At 64.1% G+C, this 20,535-nt stretch carries 13 protein-coding genes and 1 pseudogene; 11 read left to right on the top strand and 3 right to left on the bottom strand.

Translation table 11 applies throughout. The annotated features are described in order from the left end of the window. Positions 1–709 precede the first annotated feature (709 nt). From AB3X98_RS14475 to AB3X98_RS14460, 4 genes are all read left to right on the top strand, one after another. Complete coding sequence (locus tag AB3X98_RS14475) at positions 710–2,704, top strand: acetoacetate--CoA ligase (RefSeq protein WP_368606462.1); 1,995 nt, start codon at positions 710–712, stop codon at positions 2,702–2,704. Between the two features lie 79 nt (positions 2,705–2,783). Continuing rightward, positions 2,784–3,788 (top strand): AraC family transcriptional regulator, encoded by a 1,005-nt coding sequence (locus AB3X98_RS14470; RefSeq protein ID WP_342945754.1) that lies wholly within the window; start codon positions 2,784–2,786, stop codon positions 3,786–3,788. Positions 3,789–4,031: 243 nt separating this feature from the next. Beyond that, positions 4,032–5,822, top strand: coding sequence for an acyl-CoA dehydrogenase (locus AB3X98_RS14465; RefSeq protein WP_368610266.1), 1,791 nt, complete (start codon positions 4,032–4,034; stop codon positions 5,820–5,822). Between the two features lie 43 nt (positions 5,823–5,865). Further along, on the top strand, positions 5,866–7,539 hold the full coding sequence (locus AB3X98_RS14460) for an electron transfer flavoprotein-ubiquinone oxidoreductase (RefSeq protein ID WP_368610265.1): 1,674 nt from the start codon (positions 5,866–5,868) through the stop codon (positions 7,537–7,539). 70 nt (positions 7,540–7,609) lie between these two features. Here AB3X98_RS14460 and AB3X98_RS14455 read toward each other — a convergent pair whose 3' ends face one another. Continuing rightward, positions 7,610–8,713, bottom strand: coding sequence for an MBL fold metallo-hydrolase (locus tag AB3X98_RS14455; RefSeq protein ID WP_368606761.1), 1,104 nt, complete (start codon positions 8,711–8,713; stop codon positions 7,610–7,612). A 314-nt stretch (positions 8,714–9,027) separates the two neighbouring features. On the opposite strand from AB3X98_RS14455, the gene AB3X98_RS14450 reads away from it, so the two are divergent. Next, the gene (locus tag AB3X98_RS14450; RefSeq protein WP_069265725.1) at positions 9,028–9,252 is read left to right on the top strand and encodes a hypothetical protein; all 225 of its coding nucleotides are present in this window, start codon (positions 9,028–9,030) and stop codon (positions 9,250–9,252) included. 571 nt (positions 9,253–9,823) lie between these two features. Here AB3X98_RS14450 and AB3X98_RS14445 read toward each other — a convergent pair. Further along, entirely contained in the window at positions 9,824–10,120 is a 297-nt protein-coding gene (locus tag AB3X98_RS14445; RefSeq protein ID WP_368606763.1) for a hypothetical protein, read from the bottom strand. A 409-nt stretch (positions 10,121–10,529) separates the two neighbouring features. Here AB3X98_RS14445 and AB3X98_RS14440 point away from each other — a divergent pair, with 409 nt between their 5' ends. The 6 genes from AB3X98_RS14440 to AB3X98_RS14415 all read left to right on the top strand — a co-directional run bounded on the left by AB3X98_RS14440 (position 10,530) and on the right by AB3X98_RS14415 (position 19,855). After that, positions 10,530–11,444 carry a class I SAM-dependent methyltransferase gene (locus AB3X98_RS14440; protein ID WP_368606764.1) on the top strand — a complete coding sequence of 305 codons (915 nt, stop codon included), beginning with the start codon at positions 10,530–10,532 and terminating at the stop codon, positions 11,442–11,444. 153 nt (positions 11,445–11,597) lie between these two features. After that, positions 11,598–13,070, top strand: a complete 1,473-nt coding sequence (locus tag AB3X98_RS14435; RefSeq protein ID WP_368606765.1) for a TolC family protein — start codon at positions 11,598–11,600, stop codon at positions 13,068–13,070. 5 nt (positions 13,071–13,075) lie between these two features. After that, positions 13,076–14,215: an efflux RND transporter periplasmic adaptor subunit gene (locus AB3X98_RS14430; RefSeq protein ID WP_368606766.1), complete on the top strand. Its 1,140-nt coding sequence runs from the start codon at positions 13,076–13,078 to the stop codon at positions 14,213–14,215. Beyond that, a complete protein-coding gene (locus AB3X98_RS14425) occupies positions 14,212–17,268 on the top strand; it encodes an efflux RND transporter permease subunit (RefSeq protein WP_368606767.1) in 3,057 nt (1,018 codons plus the stop codon). Before AB3X98_RS14430 ends, AB3X98_RS14425 begins: the two co-directional genes overlap by 4 nt. 664 nt (positions 17,269–17,932) lie before the next feature. Next, the gene (locus AB3X98_RS14420; protein WP_176732903.1) at positions 17,933–18,082 is read left to right on the top strand and encodes a hypothetical protein; all 150 of its coding nucleotides are present in this window, start codon (positions 17,933–17,935) and stop codon (positions 18,080–18,082) included. A 111-nt stretch (positions 18,083–18,193) separates the two neighbouring features. After that, positions 18,194–19,855, top strand: coding sequence for an NRAMP family divalent metal transporter (locus AB3X98_RS14415; RefSeq protein WP_368606768.1), 1,662 nt, complete (start codon positions 18,194–18,196; stop codon positions 19,853–19,855). Between the two features lie 308 nt (positions 19,856–20,163). On the opposite strand, the pseudogene AB3X98_RS14410 reads toward AB3X98_RS14415, so the two are convergent. Beyond that, positions 20,164–20,531 (bottom strand): annotated as a pseudogene (locus AB3X98_RS14410) (integrase); the annotation flags it as partial. Between the last annotated feature and the right edge of the window lie 4 nt (positions 20,532–20,535).

Genomic DNA, 20,535 nt, shown 5'->3' with positions numbered 1-20,535 from the left:
CGAGGGCGGTGAGCGCGCCAAGGCGCAACTTGTTGGCAGAGGCTGGCGTGGCGGCGCTGTCGGGCTTGGCCGCGGGGTGAGACGAAGACGTCGATTCGGACATGCGCGATCTCCTGTACGAGCCGGCTGGGTTGCAGATCTCGCGCTGCGCGCGAGCCCATCAACATGCTGGTGCCTGAATCTGCAGCGCGGATCGCATGCCGCGAGAGCGGAACCCGTGCCGCTACGCGCTCAATCTGATAGGGGGCGCGCAAAATGACAATAAGACCTTGGTCCGATAGGAAGAGGCGGTTCGACGGGAATTAGGCAAATTAAAGGCGTCAGTGGATTGCAGTTTTATGACGGGCCTTATGCCAATTGCGTACGGAATGGGGCCGTTTGCCGGACTTTGCCGGCAGACAGGCATTGCGCGGCGCAGGGTAAATTCGCGGTTCGATCTATTTGTGCAGGACAACTCGCATGTGAATTTCGATTAATCTTAGATTAAATCGGGAAGCCAAATATTGATCGCGCGTAAGTGTTCAATCACCTCTTTTATTCGAATTATTGGAAATAATTACAAGTTGATGTGCCATTACGCGCGACGTTATCGGACATCATTGCCAGCAAACGCGATAGGAAACCTTCCACTGGTTTCCCTGAATTGTTCGACGCGTACCGGCTCCGGCACCATTAGGTCAAACGAAGCCACACGAGCCCACGCAACGAGATGAACGAAACCGTTCCCGCATCCGCTCCGGCCTGGACGCCGGCACCGCAGCAGGTCGAGTCCGCCCGCATAACGCGGTTCATGAAGTGGCTCGGCGAGGCGCGCGGTCTCGCGTTCGACGACTACGACTCGCTCTGGCGTTGGTCAGTCGAGGACATCGACGCTTTCTGGTGCGCGCTGTGGGACTGGGCGCAGATTCCCTCGCGCGAGCCGCGCGGCGTGGCGCTCGCCGATGCGGCGATGCCCGGTGCACGCTGGTTTCCGGGTGTCGAGTTGAACTACGTCGAGCGGGCCTTTCAGCTCGCGAGCGACGCGCGGCCGGCGATCGTTTCGCGCAGCGAGAGCGGCCCCATGGCGGGCCGCACGCGCGAATTGAGCTGGGCGGAGCTGCGCCGCCAGGTCGCGGCTTGCGCGGCCACGCTGCGGCGCATGGGCGTGACGCGCGGCGACCGTGTGGCGGCCTTCATGCCGAACACGCCCGAGACGGTCGTGGCATTTCTCGCCACCGCGAGCGTGGGCGCGATCTGGTCGGTGTGCTCGCCCGACATGGGGCCGCTCGCGGTGCTCGACCGCTTCCGGCAGATCGAGCCGAAGGTGCTCTTCGCCGTAGACGGCTACCGCTACGGCGGCAAGCCACACGACCGCCGCGAACTGATTCACCATCTGCTGCGCGAGCTGCCGAGCGTGGCGCGTCTCGTATTCGTCCCGCAGCTCGACCCGGACGCCGACGTGAAGGCGTACCCGCAGGCCACGGCATGGCGCGACGCGATCGCTGGAAACGTCCCGCTCGAATTCGAACACGTGTCGTTCGATCATCCGCTGTGGATCGTCTATTCGTCGGGCACGACGGGCATGCCCAAGGCCATCGTGCATTCGCACGGCGGCATCGTGGTGGAGCACGTAAAGCTCACCGCGCTGCATCTCGACCTGAGCCCGGGCGACCGGTTCCACTGGTACGCCAGCACGAACTGGATCATGTGGAACTGCCAGGTGGGCGGCCTGCTCGCGGGCGCGACGCTCTGCCTCTACGACGGCAACCCCACGTATCCCGACGCGCAGGCGCTGTGGCGCTTCGTGGGCGAGACGGGCGTGACGTTCTTCGGCGCGGGGGCGGCATATTTCCAGGGGTGCCTGAAGGCCGGTGTCGAGCCGCGTGCCGCGGCCGATCTGTCGCGCCTGCGCGCGGTCGGTTCGACCGGCTCGCCGCTGCCGCCCGAAGCGTACACGTGGATACTCGAGCAGGTAGGGCCCGTCTGGATCGACGCGATTTCCGGCGGCACCGATTTCGCGGGTTGCTTCCTCGCCGGCGTGCCGACCTTGCCGGTCTATCTCGGCGAAATGCAGTGCCGGTGCCTGGGCGCGCGCGTCGAGGCGTTCGATGAAGCCGGGCACGCGCGCATCGACGAAGTCGGCGAACTCGTGTGCACTGCGCCCATGCCTTCGATGCCGCTTTGCTTCTGGCGCGACGACGCGAACCGGCGCTACCGCGAAAGCTACTTCGACATGTTTCCCGGTATCTGGCGCCACGGCGACTGGCTGCGCATCACGCCCCGCGGCGGCGCGGTCATCTACGGTCGCTCGGACGCCACCATCAACCGCCACGGCATCCGCATGGGCACGAGCGAGCTGTATCGCGCGGTGGAGTCGGTGCCCGAAGTGCTCGACAGCCTCGTGGTCGATCTCGAGTACCTGGGGCGCAGCTCGTCGATGCCGCTCTTCGTGGTATTGCGCCCGGGTGTCGATCTGGGCGACGCGCTCGCGCAGCGCATTCGCGCACGCGTGCGCGAGGCACTCTCGGCGCGCCATGTGCCCGATGAGATCCATCAGGTTCAGGCCGTTCCGCGCACGCTGTCAGGCAAGAAGATGGAGGTGCCGATCAAGCGGCTTCTGCTCGGCCAGCCGCTCGAGAAGGTGGCCAATCCGGACACCATGGCCAACCCGGAAAGTCTCGCGTGGTTCGATGCATTCGCGCGGGCGAGGGGCCCGGCCGCGTGATTTCGGCCGCGCCGATTTAAAATGGCGCGCGGGCCGACGCCGATGTCTGTCCGTTTCCGCGGCCTTTCATCGTCAATGCATGCCATCGCCTAGCGCCACCGTTCCCATCTCGCTCGTCAACGGCTTTCTCGCCGGCGCGGGCGCCGAGCCCAGCGTGATCCGCCGCTATCTCAACGAGGCGGGCATCGCGCTCGAACTGCTCGCCAAGCCGGGCGGCCGCGTGACGGAAGAGCAGTTCTCCACGCTCTACCAGACGCTCGCCATCGAACTCGACGACGAGATGCCCGGCATCTTCAGCCGGCCGCTGCGCAGTGGCACGCTCAAGTTTCTCTGCCTGAGCCTGCTCGATGCGCGCAACCTCGAAACGGCGCTGCATCGCTTCGACCAGTTTTTCCACATCGTGCTCGACGATTTCCGGCTCGAATCGCGCCGCCATGGGCTCGTGGCCCAGGTGGCATTACGCGCCAATCCGGCGTACGGCGCGATCGGGCCGCTCGGGCAGGAGCTGACGCTCAAGCTTGCCCACGGTGTGTCGTCCTGGCTGATCGGGCAGCGGATCCCGCTGCTGCAAGTCGATTTCGCCTGCGCGCAGCCGCCGCACGCACTCGATCACCGCTACTTCTTCCCGGGGCCCGTGCGCTTTGGCCGCGAGGCCACGCTGATGCGCTTCAGCGCGGCCTATCTCGACATGCCGATCCGGCAGAGCAAGCGCAACCTGCGCGCGTTTCTCGCGCGCTCGCCCGGCGACTGGATCTTCGAGACCTTCAGCGAGCAGCTGGTGAGCCACAACGTGCGCCAGTACCTGGCCGCGCAACTGCCCGATCTGCCGACCATCGAAGCGGCGGCCGACAGCCTGCACTGCTCGGTGCGTACACTCTGCCGGCGCCTCGCCGCAGAGGAAACCACGTTCCAGGCGCTCAAGGACGAACTGCGCCGCGACGTGGCGATCCAGCGCCTCACCGACACCCAGGACACGATCGCGGCCATCGGCGGCGATCTGGGTTTCGACGACCCCAGCGCCTTTCATCGCGCCTTTCGGCACTGGACGGGCAGCACGCCCGGCACCTACCGCCGCCGAGGCTGAGCGGCTGGGCGCCTGAGCGTCGCCCTGCGCAAAGTCGGGTCGCCCAGCCATGTTGGCGGGGCACAGCAGCCGATAACGTGGCCAGAATTGTCACCATGTGGTCCGGTTTGGACAGTGGTTTGGCGTCCGATTGACGCTACGATCCGTCCTGTACTGCCGCAAGGTGGCCACCCAGGTATCCCTGGTAAGCCTGGCCCGGCGGCGCATCCATTTTGACCCCCTGAGTGACTGGAAGGACCGATCATGAGCTACAACGCCCCCGTCAAGGACATGCTGTTCGTGCTGAAAGAGCTGGCCGGCATCGACGCCGTCGCAACCCTGCCGGGTTTCGGAGACGCTGGTTTCGACACTGCGCAGGCCGTGCTCGACGAGTGCGCGAAGCTCTCCGGCGAAGTCATCGCGCCGCTGAACGTGGAAGGCGATCGCGTGCCCAGCAGCTGGCGCGACGGCGAGGTCACGGCGACGCCTGGCTTCGCAGGGGCGTTCCGCCAGTATGTCGAGGGCGGCTGGCAGGGTCTGCAGCATCCGACCGAATTCGGCGGCCAGGCGCTGCCCAAGCTGATCGCGACGCCTTGCATCGAAATGCTCAACGCGGCGAACCTTTCGTTCGCGCTGTGCCCGCTGCTCACTGACGGCGCCATCGAGGCGCTGCTCACCGCGGGCAGTGACGAACTGAAGGCGCGCTACGTGCCGAAGCTCATCTCCGGCGACTGGACCGGCACGATGAACCTCACCGAGCCGCAGGCCGGCTCCGACCTCGCGCTGGTGCGTTCGCGCGCCGAACCGCAGGGTGACGGCACGTACAAGGTCTTCGGCACCAAGATCTTCATCACGTGGGGCGAGCACGACATGGCGGAGAACATCGTTCACCTCGTGCTGGCTCGCACGCCCAACGCGCCAGAAGGCGTGAAAGGCATCTCGCTCTTCGTCGTGCCAAAGTTCCTCGTCAACGACGACGGCTCGCCCGGCGCGCGCAACGACGTGCATTGCGTATCGATCGAACACAAGCTCGGCATCAAGGCGAGCCCGACGGCCGTGCTGCAATACGGCGACCACGGCGGTGCGATCGGTTACCTCGTGGGCGAGGAGAAACGCGGCCTCGAATACATGTTCATCATGATGAACGCCGCGCGCTTCGGCGTGGGCATGCAGGGCGTGGGCGTGGCAGAGAGCGCCTACCAGAAGGCCGTGGCGTACGCGAAGGAGCGTGTGCAGAGTCGCCCCGTGGATGGCTCGCTCAAACAGTCGGCGACCATCATCCATCATCCGGACGTGCGCCGCATGCTCGGTTCGATGCGCGCGATGACCGAGGGCGCACGCGCGCTCGCCTATGTCGCCGCCGCCTATAGCGATCATGCTCACTACCACGCCGACCCTGAAGTGCGCGCGCGCAATCTCGCGATCTACGAATTCCTCGTGCCGATCGTGAAGGGCTGGAGCACCGAGATGGTCAACGAGGTGACGAGCCTCGGCGTCCAGGTGCATGGCGGCATGGGCTTCATCGAGGAAACGGGTGCGGCCCAGTACTACCGCGATGCGCGCATTCTCGCCATCTACGAAGGCACGACGGCGATCCAGGCGAACGACCTGGTCGGCCGCAAGACGGTGCGCGACGGCGGCGCGGTTGCGAAGGCGCTGCTCGGCGAGATCGATCGGACTGCTGAGGAACTCGGCCGGGCCGGCGGCGCGGCCGCGGCATCGATGCGCGCGGAGCTGGAGAAGGGCGCGCGCGCACTGGCGAATGTCGTCGACTACGTGGTTGCGAACGTCAAGCGCGACCCGAACGCGGTGTTCGCGGGCAGCGTGCCGTATCTCAAGCTCGCGGGCATCGTGCTGTGCGGTTGGCAAATGGCGCGTGCGCTGCTCGTCGCGCAACGCGAACTCGCGAACGACGCCGGGTTTTACGGCGCGAAGATCGCGATCGCGCAGTTCTACGCCGAGCACATTCTCGCGCAGGCTGGGGGCCTCGAGACGTCGATCCTGGCCGCAAAGGGCGACGCTGGCGTGCTCGCACTGAGCGAAGTGCAGTTTTGATCGGGCGACTCAGGGCGCCCCGTTAGCAAGCAAGGAAGAGGATATGTCGTCGATTGATCTGATAGCACAGTACGGCCCACGCGAGTCGATGGAATACGACGTGGTGATCGTCGGTGGCGGTCCTGCCGGGCTGTCTGCTGCGATCCGCCTGAAGCAGCTGGCCGCGGAAAAAGGCGCTGAAATCGGCGTCTGCGTGCTGGAGAAAGGCTCGGAAATCGGGGCGCATATCCTCTCGGGCGCGGTCATGGACCCGCGCGCCCTGAACGAGCTGATTCCCGACTGGAAGGAACAGGGCGCACCGCTGAACGTGCCCGTGACCGAGGACAAGTTCCTTTTTCTTTCCGAAACGGGGGCTAAGGCTGTGCCGAACTGGGCGCTGCCCGACAACTTCAAGAACCACGGCAACTACATCATCAGCCTCGCCAACGTCACGCGCTGGCTGGGCCAGCAGGCCGAGGCGCTGGGCGTCGAAATCTTCCCGGGCTTCCCCGCTGCCGAAGTGCTCTACAACGACGACGGTTCCGTGAAGGGCGTCGCCACCGGCAACATGGGTGTCGGCAAGGACGGCGAGCCCACCGAAAACTTCCAGCTCGGCATGGAGCTGCACGCCAAGTACACGCTGTTCTGCGAAGGCTGCCGCGGGCATCTGGGCCGTCAACTGAACGAGAAGTTCAAGCTGGGCAAGGATTCGGATCCGCAGGTCTACGGCATCGGCATCAAGGAGCTGTGGGAGATCGATCCCTCGATGCACCAGCCCGGCCTCGTGATCCACACCGCCGGCTGGCCTCTCGAGTCGGACACGTACGGCGGCTCGTTCCTGTACCACATCGACAACAACCAGGTGATGGTGGGCTTTGTCGTCGGTCTTGCGTACCAGAACCCGTATCTCTCGCCGTTCGAGGAATTCCAGCGCTACAAGACGCATCCGGAAATCCGCAAGTACCTCGAAGGCGGCAAGCGCGTCTCGTACGGCGCGCGCGCGATCACGGCAGGCGGCCTGATGTCGCTGCCCAAGCTCGTGTTCCCGGGCGGCGCGCTCGTGGGCGACGATGCGGGCTTCCTGAACGCCTCGCGCATCAAGGGCAGCCACGCGGCGATCAAGACCGGCATGCTGGCCGCCGATGCGGCGTTCGAAGCCGTGCAGGCAGGCCGCCAGAGCGATGAACTCGCGGCCTATCCGGAAGCGTTCAAGCAGTCGTGGCTCCGCACCGAGCTCTACAAGGCGCGCAACTTCAAGCAGTGGATGAGCAAGGGCCTGTACCTGGGCACGCTGATGGTGGGCATCGAGCAGAAGCTGCTGGGCGGCAACGTGCCGTGGACGCTGCATCACCAGCATCGCGACCACGAGATGCTCAAGCCCGCTTCGCAGTACAAGCCGATCGAGTATCCGAAGCCCGACGGCAAGCTCACGTTCGACCGGCTCTCCTCGGTGTTCATCTCGAACACGAACCACGAAGAGAACCAGCCCGCGCACCTCACGCTCAAGGACGCGAGCGTGCCCGTGAACGTGAACCTGCGCACCTACGCGGGCCCCGAAGCGCGCTTCTGCCCGGCCGCGGTGTACGAGTTCATGAAGAACGACGACGGCAGCGACCGCCTGCAGATCAACGCGCAGAACTGCGTGCACTGCAAGACCTGCGACATCAAGGACCCGACGCAGAACATCGTATGGGTCACGCCCGAAGGCGGCGGCGGCCCGAACTACCCGAACATGTAAGCGCCGGGCGGCGACTGCCGTCGATCCGACTTGTGGCAGGAGAGGCGTAGTGCGCCTTTCCTGCCATTTTTTACGTCCGCGAATACCAGTACATGCCGTCGTCGCGCAGCTCGCGTTTCACTTCACCGCGATACATCAGGTAGTTCAGGCACGCTAGGCTCTCGCCGGTTGCGAGGCTCATCTGCCCGAGATCGTCCTCGCCGATGCGCCGCGCGAACAGCGCCCCGAACACGTCAACGGCGCGGCGCGGTTCGGCGAGCGTGCCGCGCAGCCGCGCGAGGCTCTTGTCCTGCCCATGGCGCAAGCGTTCGATGCGCGCGTGCAACCCGTAAAAGCAGTCGTTATGCGAGGGAAGCACGAGCACGTCGTCGGGCACTTCGTGTTGCAGCTTGTCGAACGATGCGTACCACTGGGCCATCGGGTCCGCGTCGGGCTCGATCGGATAGACCGAAACGTTCGAGGAGATGCGTGGCAGCACCTGGTCGCCCGAAATGAACAGCTTCAGCGCCGGGCAGTAGAGACACGCGTGTTCCGGCGAATGCCCCATGCCGACGATCACGCGCCAGTCGTGCGCGCCGATGCGCACGACCTCGCCGTCCTGCAGACGCCGGAAGCTTTCCGGCAGCGCGTGGATATGCTGGCCGAAGCGGCCGAAGCGCGCGCGATAGACGTCGATAGCCGACTCGCTCCAGCCCGCGCGGCGATAGAAGTCGAGTGCGTCGGCAGGCGCTTCGCGGCCCGTGTCGGCAGCGGCCACACGGCAGTTGAAGTATTCGGTGCGCGTCATCCAGAGCCGGCAGTCGAACGCGCGCGTGAGCCAGCCTGCCATGCCCACATGATCGGGGTGCATGTGCGTGACCAGCACGCGCGTCACGCGGAACGCCGTGTGCGCCTCGCCGCCTTGCGGGAAGGTCGCGCGCCATACAGCCGTGGCCGCCTCGGTGCGCGCACCCGTATCGACAACGGCGCAACCTTCGGCGTCGTCGACAAGCCACACATTGATGTGATCGAGCGCCCAGGGCAGCGGCATACGCAGCCAGCGCACGCCCGGCGCGATTTCGAGAGTCGAGCCCGGCGCGGGTGGGGCCGGATAGGGATAGCACAGCGTTGATCGCGCGCTATTGGATGCGACCTCGGGCGTGCTCTCGGGGATGGCTTCGGTGCGTTCGGTCATGCTTGGGGCGCAAAGGAAATGGGGAGCGCATACTTTCGCGCATCGCGCGGAGGATAGCGCGAACGTGGCGGGCGCGCCCACGTCCTTTTGAGGGGCTGACATGACTGCGGCAGGACGCTGCGCCGCCGCACGCCTGTTTACTTTTGTTTCCGCTTGTTGCTTCTCGTTGCCGCCTGTTTCCCTTTGTTGCCCGATAACGACGCCCGATCGCGTAGCATCGCACCTCAACGTCGATATTTATTGCGCCGCAACAAAATGATGCCTACACTGACCAATGCCGGCTGCCTCGACGCTTTCGCAAAGGAGGGCGTGACATGACGAATCGATCAAACACATTGCATGCATCTCTGAAGCTGCACGTCTTCGAACAGGAAGGAGGGTGGCATTGGGGCATCACCATCCCTCGCAGTGCGGGTAGCGGCTTCAAACTCATCGCATACAGCGAAACGACCTTCAACGGCGAGAGCGAGGCGCTGCGCGACGGCAGTCGCGCGCTCGAGAATCTTCCGGAAGACGCGGCACTCGCGTTCGCGCCCTGAAACGTACCGCCTCAACGGCAGGCCCATTCACGAAGTCTCTTTAGGCACATGCAGTAGATGAACTTCTGCGTGGCGCCACCCGGCGTGTGAGGCTCTTCGCGTGCCTGTTTGATCAGCGTGAAGGGCGCGCCAAATTCGGCGTGCAACGCATCGGCGCTGTAGCGCATGACGGGCAGCCCGCTGCAATGGTCGGGACCCTCCTCGGCGAAAGTCCCACGATCACGATGCCGCCCGGTTTCACGTCGCGCAGCACGGCGTTTACATAGGCTTCCCACGTCTGCGCGCTCGTTCCTTGAGCAGCGCGCGAGGATGCTCCCATTGTCGCCGAAGATAGGGGATGGGCGCTTGCGGCGCGTTTTTGAAGTGCGGAGTTTTGTGTTGAAAACGAACTATTCCGATAAGAAAAGTTATCTTATCCGTCTGGTTTGATGGAGTACCTGGAGTACATCAAGCGGTCTTGCGCAAAGCTGTGAACTTACACGTCGCGGTTTTCGCGCAGCGTGCAAGCGGAGCCACAGGGTAGGGCGTGCAAAACCGGCGTCAGACAACGCCTGTCGCACGCCCTTGCGCCTTAGCCCAGCTTATTGGCCTGTTCCTTCGCAAGCAGGCGTTCAGCCTGTCGGTCTCCGCGGTTGGCTTCCTGCGCGGTCTGAACCGACGTTTCGGTGGCTTCGGCGAATGCTGCGCGTGCGGCGTTGCTGATCGTAACGGCATACGAAGCCGACGGGGTCGAAGCCTGTGTCGTCGTCGTTGTCGGCGCCTGCGTCTTGCTGGCAGGTTGCGTAGCGGCAGCCGCCTGCTGGTTCTGCGCGCCGGTATTCGCTGCTGTGGAAGCGGCGGGTTGGCTAGAAACTGCCCGGATTGTCATCAGAGGGTCTCCGATAAAGAGAGAGAAAAACCGTGAACTGCGCCCGGCTTATCGGAGTACCTTCCAAATACTTAAGAAGTATTTATTTCTTGAAAACGAATCAACTTAAGGCTCGTATAAGCTGCGGTTCGATTCGCGTCAACGCCTGTCATAATCGCCCGACGATCTGTTTTAAAAATGTGGTCAGGTCCGAGTTTCCGGACGCTGCGTGCCCGGGGCTTGCGTGGCCATTGAAATGATTGCCAGTATGTCATGGAATGAAAGCGACTCTTATTCAGGCTAAAAACCGCACCTTTGGCACCGCGAAAATAAGGCTCCACGTCGGGAATATCGTTTAGATAAGGAGTTCATCAGAATTCAAGGCTACCATCGCGCGAGTCTTTCAAGTTTTCCCTGGAAATCCATTTTGTTGCCACTCACGAACGACGTCACTCAGGACAACTGGTCCACGTGGATCCACCGGCAGCGCCATGGCAATGATCCCGCCCATGAGCACCATGTCCGCGCCGAGATCACAAGGTACGCGGACCGTGTGCTGGATTCCGTCCGCCTGCGCCCCGGGATGACATTGGCCGACATCGGGACGGGTGATGGTCTCGTCGGGTTTCGCGCGATTGAACGGGCCGGCGCCTCAATCCGGGTGCTCATGACCGATATTTCGGCTCCGCTGCTGCGGCACACGGAAGAGAGCGCCCGAAGCCTGGGGGTAAGCGGGCAGTGCGCATTCATACACGGCAGCGCCGAAAATCTTGCAGGCATCGCCAATGAGGCGGTCGATGCCGCCACGATGCGCGCGGTGCTGGCGTATGTGGAAGACAAGCCCGCTGCAATGCGAGAGATCTACCGCATCCTCAAACCGGGTGGCCGCTTCGCCATCGCCGAGCCGATTTTGCGTGACGAAGCGCTCGAGGTGTGCATGCTCAAGCAACTCGTCGATTCCCGCGCGTTCAACGCGGAAGATCCCTTCTTTCCCTTGCTGCTTCGGTGCCGGGCGGCGCAGTTCCCGGACACGGAAGAGAAGGCGCGCTCGCTGTCCATCACGAATTATGGTGAGCGCGACCTCGTGCGCTTCGCGATCGACGCGGGCTTCACCGACATCCGTCTGGAATTGCACATCGAAGTGCGAACCGAAGACAGCCTGCCTTGGGAAACGTTTCTTCGTACCTCGCCCCATCCGTTGGCGCCCAGCCTGGAAGAGGTCTTCGAAAAGGAATTTACCCGCGATGAGCGCGCGTATCTGGAAGTCAGGATGCGGGCGATTTTCGAAAGCGGAGCGCAGCTCGGCGCTGAGCGCATCGCCTACCTGGCGGCGAAGCGGCCGTAGAGACCGGATGGGAACGCCTGCTTAAGGATTGCATAAGCGTTAACCCTGCAGAATGCGCAGCATGCCTGCCGCAACGCCACCAACGTGTGGCGTTTGGGTTCAGGTCCATGCTCGCGCATTCATGCTGCGCGGGATTGGCTTGAGGAGTCCATATTGTCCAGCCCGCAGTCTCGCGCAATGTGTCCGCGCGTCTCTCACTTCAGCATCCCGAATCGCACGCGCGCTGCGCTCATCGCCGTTGTATCGGGCACCGCACTGCTCGCCGGCTGCGCAAGCTACAAGGCGCAGCCGTTGGCTACGGGTCCTTCGTTGATCACGCAGGGCGCGCTCGCACGGGTGCAGATCGACCCCGCGAAAATGCCATTGCCCGAGCTTGCGGCACACCGCTTCGATCCGTCGAACGGCTTCGACATCGAAGACGTCGCGATGCTGGCAGTCGCCAACAATCCCGACCTGAAACTTTCACGCGCCGACCTCGGCATTGCGCAAGCGCAGGCGTTTTCGGCGGGACTTCTGCCGGATCCACAGGTGAGCGTCTCCAGCGACTATCCCGGCGCTGTCGGGTTGTCGCGCGCGTTCAGCTACGGTCTGAGCATGGACGTGATGGCGATTGTCACGCGTGGCGCGAACACGAAGTCCGCCAACGCCACGGTTCGAAAGACCGACCTCGGTCTGCTCTGGCAGGAGTGGCAGGTCGTGGCGCAGGCGAAGCAGCTGTACGTGAGAGCGCGCTTTCAGGATGAGGTGTTGCCGCTGCTCGAGCAGCAGACGGCACTGACCCGCACGCGTTACGAACGCACCGCGCACGCGGCAAGCGAGCACAACGTGACGGCGGACAGCGTCACCGCGTCGCTCACGGCGTACGAAGACGCCCGCAAGCAGTACACCGACATGCAGCACGCGCGTGAGCAGACGCACCATGACCTCAATGCGCTGCTCGGCCTCGCGCCCGACACGACGCTTGCGCTCACAGGCGACACAGCAGTCACGCCGATGCCCGATGGCACGCTCGACGCCGCGGTTGCAATGCTGGGGCAGCGCCGTCCCGATCTGATCGCGCTGCAGGCCGGCTACGAGGCGCAGGAGCAGAAGTACCGCGCCGCGATCCTCAACCAGTTCCCAAGTCTTTCCGTGGGCTTTACGCGCCAGCGCGACACCTCGGAGATCTACACGAGTGGTTTCGCGATCAACCTCACGCTGCCGGTCTTCAACCGCAATCGCGGCAATATCGCCATCGAGCAGGCCACGCGGCAGCGTCTCGCGGACGAATACCAGACACGCCTGAATGCGGCTTACGCCGATATTGCCCACCTGCGTGCCGACAGCGCGATCGCCGCGCATCAACTCGATCAGGATGACGCTGCGCTGCCAGGGCTCGAACGTGCCGCCGCGCAGGCGCGCGACGCCTATGCGGCGCGCAACATCGTGCTTGGCCAGTATGTCGATGCGCAAACTGCGGCGCTCTCGCGTCGCATCGATGCGGCCACTGCGCGCGAAGCGCTAGCTGAGCAACGCATTGGCCTCCAGGCGCTGCTCGGCAGCGCGGTCCCCGATCCTGATCAGGCTCCGTCCGCGCGAGGCGCCACTGCTGAAAGCGCGCCATCCAATACCATCGTTGCACGTTGATCTCCATGACTGAGCACCGCTTTCTTTCCGGCACGCGCACGCGTGTCGCCGTCTGCGCACTTGGCGCGGCGGCCGCGCTCGCCGCTGGCGCAGCACTTTTCGCACCGCATGCAGCGCGCGCGGATGACGCCGGCGCTTCGGGCAGCACGCCCGCGCCATCCGCCGCCGTGCGGGTCGTGCGCGTGATGCGCCAACCGGTTGCCCAAACCGTCGTCGCGTATGGCTCGGTTGGGTCCGCGGCCTCGAACGCCACGTCCATCAGCCTGCCGTATCTCGCACGCGTCACGCGCGTGCTCGTCCAGCCCGGCCAGACCGTAGCGCAGGGCGCTGCGCTCCTCGTCGTGCAAGCCGATCCAAACGCCGTGATCGCCTATACGCAGGCACAAAGCGCAGCGACGCTCGCACGTGGCGAACTCGCGCGCACGGGCTCGCTCCTTCACGACGGTCTCGCCACGCAATCGCAGCTCGCCGCGGCGCAAAAAGCGCTGGATGACGCTCAGCAAGCGCTTGCTGCGCAACAAGCGACGGGCATCACACCGGGTTCGAAGACGATTACGGCACCAGTGGCCGGCGTCATCGCGCAGCTTGCCGCGGTGCCGGGCGACCGGATCCAGGCGGGCACTGCGCTCGCCCAGCTCGTTGCATTCAACGGCGCCGCGGGCAATGCCGCGAACATTTCGCTGGGCGTCGAACCCGCCGACGCGCTCACGCTGCACGCCGGAGACCGTGTCGTGCTGCGCCCTCTGTCCGCCTCGCTCGGGTCGCAGCGCGCGCAGGGGCGCATCGTGCTCGTCGGCGCAGCCATCGACGCGCAGAGCCAGCTCGTGAACGTGAGTGCGAACGTACCGCTCGCGGGTGCGGCCTTCCTGCCGGGAACGCGCGTGCGGGCCGACATCGACACGCAGACCGGCACGTGGTGGAACGTGCCGCGCGCCGCGGTACTGCAGGACGCGAAGGGCAGCTACGTGTTTCAGGTCGCGCCGAACAACAAGGCGCACCGCGTCGACGTGAAGGTAAAAGTCGAGCATGGCGATACGTACGGCGTGGATGGCGCGCTCGACGCCTCGCGGCCGCTCGTCGTCGTCGGCAACTACGAACTCGAAGACGGCATGGCCGTGCGCGTGGCGCAAGGCGGCGCGCGATGACGTTCAGCCAGTGGATGCAGCGCCACCGTCGTTCGCTGCTGTTCGTGATCGCGCTTGCCGCGCTTGCCGGTGCGCTCACCGCGCTGCGTCTGCCGATCTCGCTCTTTCCTAACGTTTCCTTTCCGCGCGCCGTGATCTCACTCGACGCGGGCGACCGTCCGGCCGAACAGATGGCTACGCTCGTCACCATGCCGGTGGAAGAAGCGTTGCGTCGCGTGCCGAACGTGCGCGACGTCGAATCCCGCACGAGCCGCGGGTCGGCGGAGATCTCCCTCAATTTCGACTGGGGCACCGACATGGCGCAAGCCACGTTGCAGGCGCAGTCGGCCATTGCCGAGATCCTCGCGACGCTGCCGCCCGGCACCAGCATGCAGGTGCGCCGGATGGACCCGACCGTGTTTCCGGTGCTCGCATACAGCCTGACGTCGTCGCGCTTGTCGCTTTCTCAACTCTACGACCTCGCCCAGTTCCAGTTGCGTCCGCTGCTTTCCTCCGTGGCGGGCGTGGCGCGCGTGGACGTGACGGGTGGGGCGCGCGACGAGCTCGAAGTGGCCGTCGACCCCGCACGCCTCGCGACGTACAAGCTCTCGGTGGGCGATATTTCGCGTGCAATCGGTGCGGGCAACGTGCTGATGGCCACCGGGCGCATCGAGGACCACGACAAGCTCTTTCTCGTCGTGGCGAATTCGGCTTTCAGCGGGCTCGATACGCTGAAAAACGTGGTCGTGTCGTCCACTGGCGCGACGCAGATCCGCCTGCGCGATGTGGCCACCGTCACCCAGGGGACCGTGCCGCAATGGATCCGCGTGACCGCCGACGGTCAGGATGCGGTGCTGGTCAACGTCTACCAGCAGCCCGGCGCAAACAGCGTGGCGATGGCGCAGGCGATTCGCGCTCGCCTGAAGGACTTCGGCCCACAGATGCCGCACGGCGTGAGGCTCTCGAACTGGTACGACCAGAGCGAACTCGTGATCGCCTCGGCCACCAGCGTGCGCGATGCCATCATGATTGGCGTGGTGCTCGCGGCGCTCACGCTCTTCGTATTTCTGCGCAACACGAAGATCACGCTCATTGCAGTGGCGCTCGTGCCCATCGTGATGGCCGCGACCATTCTGCTGCTCGACGTGTTCGGCATGGGCTTCAACATCATGACGCTCGGCGGCATGGCGGCGGCGGTGGGCCTCGTGATCGACGATGCCATCGTGATGATCGAGCATATCGCGCGGCGTATGCGCGAGGCCGGCGCGCATGCGTTCCATGGCCGGGTGATGAGCGCGGCGCTCGAATTCACGCGGCCGCTCGCCGGCTCTTCCGCGGCAACGCTTATTATCTTTGTGCCGCTGGCGTTTCTCTCGGGCGTAACCGGCGCGTTCTTCAAGGCGCTTTCGGTGACGATGGCGAGCGCGCTCTTTATTTCGTTCCTCGTCACGTGGCTTGCCATCCCGATTCTCTGCGACCGCTGGCTAACGGCGAAAGACGCCGAGGAGCATCGCGAAACGCGCTTCGCCGCGTGGCTCAATCGCACCTACGCGCGGCTCGTCTCTCGCGTGAGTGCGCGGCCCCTGTGGGTGCTCGCGCTCGTGGTTCCGCTTGCGCTGCTTTCGGCGCTCGCGTTCACGCGGGTCGGCAGCGGCTTCATGCCGTCGATGGACGAGGGCGGTTTCGTGCTCGACTATCACACGCAACCGGGCACATCGATCACCGAAACCGATCGACTGATGCAACAAATCGAAGCGATCATTCGCGCGAACCCGAATGTGGCGACGTATTCACGCCGCACCGGCGCAGGACTTGGCGGCGACCTGAACGAGCCGAACAAGGGTGACTTCTTTGTGCGCTTGAAGTCCGGTAGCCGCGAACCGATCGACACGGTGATGGAGGAGATCCGTTCGCAGATCGAAACAAAAGTGCCCGGCGTGAGCGTGGAACTTGCCCAGTTGATGGAGGACCTGATCGGCGACCTCACGGCGGTTCCGCAGCCCGTGCAGATCAAGATTTACTCGGACGACTCCCATGTGCTCGACACGACCGCCCAACGTGTGGCCGCACGCATCGGCAAGATCGGCGGCATCGTCGACGTGAACGACGGCATCAATCCTGCCGGCGACGCCATCGATCTGCGCATCCGGCCCGACGCGGCGGCTGCCGAGGGCATGGATCCGCAGGCAATCGCGCAGCAGGTCTCCGACCTTCTGGACGGGAATGTGGCGACGCAGTTCCAGAGCGGCCCGAAGACAGTTGGTGTGCGCGTGCGTGCGCAAGGTGCGCTGCAAATGACGGACACCGAACTTGCGCGCCTGCCATTGCGCGCGCCGGATGGGCACGTGTTCGCGCTTTCACGCGTGGCCGACCCGGTGCACGTGAGCGGCCAGCCCGAGATCAGTCGCGACAACCTCAAGCGCATGGTGGCGGTGACGGCTCGCATCGATGGGCGGGACCTCGGCTCGACGATCGCCGACGTGCAGCGCGCGCTTGCCGATCCCGCGCTCCTGCCAGCGGGCGTCTACTACGAACTTGGCGGCTTGTACCAGCAACAGCAGATCGCCTTCAAGGGGCTGCTCGCGGTGTTCGGCGCGGCCGTTGCGCTGGTGTTCGGCCTGCTGCTATTCCTCTACGAGCGCTTTCGCGTGGCGCTCGCGGTGATGGCAATGCCGCTGCTCGCCACCGGCGCCGTGTTCATCGGGCTGTGGGTGACGGGCATCGAGCTCAACATCTCTGCGATGATGGGCATGACGATGATCGTCGGCATCGTGACGGAGGTTGCGATCTTCTACGTTTCCGAGTTTCAGGGGCTCGTACGCGACGAAGGCGTGCCGCTGGAGGAGGCGTTGCAGGCCGCGGGTCGCAATCGCCTACGGCCCATCGCGATGACGACCATCGCAGCCATTCTCGCTCTGCTGCCGCTTGCCTTCGCGATCGGCCAGGGTTCTGCAATGCAGCAACCGCTCGCGGTCGCGATCATCTCGGGCTTGATCGTGCAGATGCCACTCGTCCTGCTGGTGCTGCCTGTGCTGCTGCGCCTCCTGCTTCGAGTAAAGGGGGCAGGTGAGTGAGGGCGGGTGCAAAACGAAGAGGTGTGCAAATGATTTGCATCCACCGCAGTAACAGATTCGAAAGAAAAATCTTTGAAATAGTCGTTGACTCGGCTCGCGCGTCGTCACTAGAATTCGCGTGTTTCCACGAAAGGGGCATATGCCTTGGACAGTTGTAGTTGTCGACCTTCGAATCGTTTTTCTGCCTGACCGGCACGACGCCCGCCTGGATTCTTCCTTAGCCGCCGTCCTGCCAGCAGGCAGACGGTGCGCGCCGCAGTAGCTTCCGCAGTCTCTCCCGCGCATCTTTTCGATTGGCCGCCGTCGTTGGCGTGTGTGCTGTCACGCACGTTCGTCAACGCGACCCGGCGTGTCGAGCCATTGGCTCGCGACGCCGCTTGTTCACGCCGTTTTCGCGCGCGCAACACCGCGCCGGAACGGGCGTGCGGTTAAACACGTCCGTCAAACATGAACCGGACCCAAATGAAAGAGGAGCTCACGATGCCCGACCCTGAGCCTAAACCCTGCACATCTCGCCTTGCGTTCTCGCAGAACGCGGGCCACTTCGCCTGACATCTGGCCGCATACGTTCCTCCCACACGCCCGGGCATATTGCCCCGCGTGCAGCGAAACGAAGGCACGCCTGATCGATGGCGCCACGTTTCAGGCATCTGGAGGAATCACCATGCACTTCGCTCTCCTCGTTTCGCAACTCCCGCACGTCGAAGAAGCTCGCACGCACTACAACGGCATGCTCGGGCTCGACTCACATTCGCACGGCTCAACCGGCGTAGTCGCTGCCGTCTGGACGGCATTCAAAAAGCTCGTTCGCTGACACGGCCTGGCGTCGCCGACTTCTGCCCCTGCTCCTGCACCAGCAGTCGGCGGGGCAGCGCCACGTCTCAATCATTAAGTTCAAAAAAGTACTACTAAGGAATAGATACAGATGTCCACCACTCCTGCAAACCTCACGCAACGTCGGAGTGCCGTGCTCGACGACGCGCACGTGGGCGATATCAAAGGTGCCCTCGGCACCATCGCCCGCCACGACACCGCTCCGCGTAGCAACTGGATGGCGCGCCTGCGCACACTGCTCGCCATCCTTGGCCCCGGCCTCATTGTCATGGTCGGTGATAACGACGCCGGCGCCTTCGGCACTTATACGCAGGCGGGGCAGAACTACGGCACGTCGCTGCTCTGGACGCTCGCGCTGCTGATCCCGGTTCTCTACGTGAACCAGGAAATGGTCCTGCGCCTGGGCGCCGTGACCGGCGTCGGCCACGCACGCCTCATCTTCGAACGCTTCGGCAAGTTTTGGGGCGCCTTCAGCGTCATCGATCTTTTTCTGCTCAATGCGCTCACGATCGTCACCGAGTTTATCGGCATTACGTTTGCGCTCGACTTTCTCGGCGTCTCGAAGGTGCTCGGTGTCTGCGTCGCCGCGGTACTGACGATGGCGGCGGTCAGTACGGGCGACTTCCGGCGCTTCGAACGCTTCGCGATCGTGCTGTGCCTGTTGAGTCTGCTGCTGATCCCGGTGCTCGTTTCGATTCACCCGCCTGTGGGCGTTATCGCGCGCGACTTCTTCGTGCCGACCTGGCCGGCGAATTCGAAGCTCTCCGACGTGATGCTGCTCGTGATCGGCATCGTCGGCACGACCGTCGCGCCGTGGCAACTGTTCTTCCAGCAGAGTTACGTGATCGACAAGCGCATTACCCCGCGCTTCATGAAGTACGAGAAAGTAGACCTCTGGATCGGTATCGCGTTCGTGATCGTCGGCGCTGTGGCGATGATGGCCTTCACCGCCGCGCTCTTTGACGGCAAGCCCGAGTTCGGCAACTTCACCGACGCGGGTGGCGTGATTGCGGGTCTGCACAAGTACGTCGGCCAGACCTCGGCCACGATCTTCGCCGTGGCGCTGCTCGACGCGTCGATCATTGGCGCCGCCGCCGTTTCGCTCTCGACGGCCTATGCGATTGGCGATGTCTTCAAGGTCAAGCACTCGCTGCACCGCAGCGTGCTCGACGCGAAGGGTTTCTATCTTGTCTACTTCGGCATCATCGCGCTCGCGGCGGCCCTCGTGCTGATTCCCGGCAGCCCGCTCGGCCTCTTGACTGAGGCTGTGCAGACGCTGGCCGGCGTGCTGCTGCCGAGCGCAACGGTGTTCCTGTTGCTGCTCTGTAATGACAAGGCGGTGCTCGGCCCGTGGGTGAATTCGAAGAAGCTGAACGTGTTCACGGGTGCAGTGATTGCCGTGCTCGTCGTGCTGTCGATCATCCTGACGGCGGCCACGGTTTATCCGGATCTCAGTGGTGCGGCAATTATCAAGATTCTCGTAGGCGGATGCGGACTTGCCGCAGCGGTGTACGCAGCGGTGGAACTCTCGCGCAAGTTGCGCGGTGGAACTGTCGGCCATGATGCGGCTCCGCTCAACAAGCCGGCCCTGAAGGAGTTGCGCAACACGTGGCGCATGGCGCCGCTCGAAGACCTGCCGGCGCCGCAGCACCTGACGCTGTCGACACGCGTGTGGATGGGCGTGCTGCGCACCTACCTCGTCGTCGCAGTGGGTCTCGTGATCGTGAAGGTCGTGCAGATGGCCATTCACTAAGGCGGAGCGGGGCAGGTATATGTCTGCCCCTTTTTCCCACGTCCGCTGGCGGGAGCAGGGTTCAGCCACAGTGGAGCAGGGGGCGAAGCTGCGCTGGTCTGGACGACCGGACCTTGCCGGGACACTGCGGGCTATTGCATCAGGCGTCGATGATGAAAATGCACGTTTTCTCGCTATCCGCGGTTTCCGCCCTGGTCCTCGCCGTCGCTTTTCTCGTCGTCGATCAGGACTGTATCCACAAGGGGGCGCCTCAGAAAACGGAAAATAACGCACCCTAAGCCGATGAACCCCTGCGCTTGGCTAGCCAGTTATGGTGCGGAGAACGCCTCATCTATCTGCCGCGCGCGTTTGACTTCGTCGCTTTGAAGATAGATCGAGGTTGTTGCGATGGAGGCGTGGCGTTGGTTGTCTCTGCTCCGCGAGCGAGTGCATGGATGGCGTGGGTATGACGCGTCCAGTGAGGGCTTGCGCGTCGCAACTTTTCAGCCAGTACGGGATGATCGGTGCCAATGACATCGGCGGTCAGTCGGAAAAAGCCGCGCATCACGAACCACAAACGGGAACGGGTGATGCCTGTTGCTCCTTCGTCGTCAAAACTCGCCAGTAGTGGGGCTTACGGATCCCAGCGCTGCGGTGTCACCGGCAGGCGCCGCTGTACGAGGTATTGTTCGAGAGAGCGA

Source organism: Paraburkholderia sp. BR14312 (assembly GCF_040948675.1).
Classification (GTDB): domain Bacteria; phylum Pseudomonadota; class Gammaproteobacteria; order Burkholderiales; family Burkholderiaceae; genus Paraburkholderia; species Paraburkholderia nodosa_A.
This window is presented reverse-complemented; position numbering and strand designations above follow the sequence as displayed.

Bases quoted from the DNA above. Each gene is read 5' to 3' on its own strand.
- AB3X98_RS14465 (WP_368610266.1), top strand. From the start codon at position 4,032: ATGAGCTACAACGCCCCCGTCAAGGACATGCTGTTCGTGCTGAAAGAG.
- AB3X98_RS14470 (WP_342945754.1), top strand. From the start codon at position 2,784: ATGCCATCGCCTAGCGCCACCGTTCCCATCTCGCTCGTCAACGGCTTT.
- AB3X98_RS14445 (WP_368606763.1), bottom strand. From the start codon at position 10,120: ATGACAATCCGGGCAGTTTCTAGCCAACCCGCCGCTTCCACAGCAGCG.
- AB3X98_RS14460 (WP_368610265.1), top strand. From the start codon at position 5,866: ATGTCGTCGATTGATCTGATAGCACAGTACGGCCCACGCGAGTCGATG.
- AB3X98_RS14455 (WP_368606761.1), bottom strand. From the start codon at position 8,713: ATGACCGAACGCACCGAAGCCATCCCCGAGAGCACGCCCGAGGTCGCA.
- AB3X98_RS14450 (WP_069265725.1), top strand. From the start codon at position 9,028: ATGACGAATCGATCAAACACATTGCATGCATCTCTGAAGCTGCACGTC.
- AB3X98_RS14420 (WP_176732903.1), top strand. From the start codon at position 17,933: ATGCACTTCGCTCTCCTCGTTTCGCAACTCCCGCACGTCGAAGAAGCT.
- AB3X98_RS14425 (WP_368606767.1), top strand. From the start codon at position 14,212: ATGACGTTCAGCCAGTGGATGCAGCGCCACCGTCGTTCGCTGCTGTTC.
- AB3X98_RS14430 (WP_368606766.1), top strand. From the start codon at position 13,076: ATGACTGAGCACCGCTTTCTTTCCGGCACGCGCACGCGTGTCGCCGTC.
- AB3X98_RS14475 (WP_368606462.1), top strand. From the start codon at position 710: ATGAACGAAACCGTTCCCGCATCCGCTCCGGCCTGGACGCCGGCACCG.
- AB3X98_RS14415 (WP_368606768.1), top strand. From the start codon at position 18,194: ATGTCCACCACTCCTGCAAACCTCACGCAACGTCGGAGTGCCGTGCTC.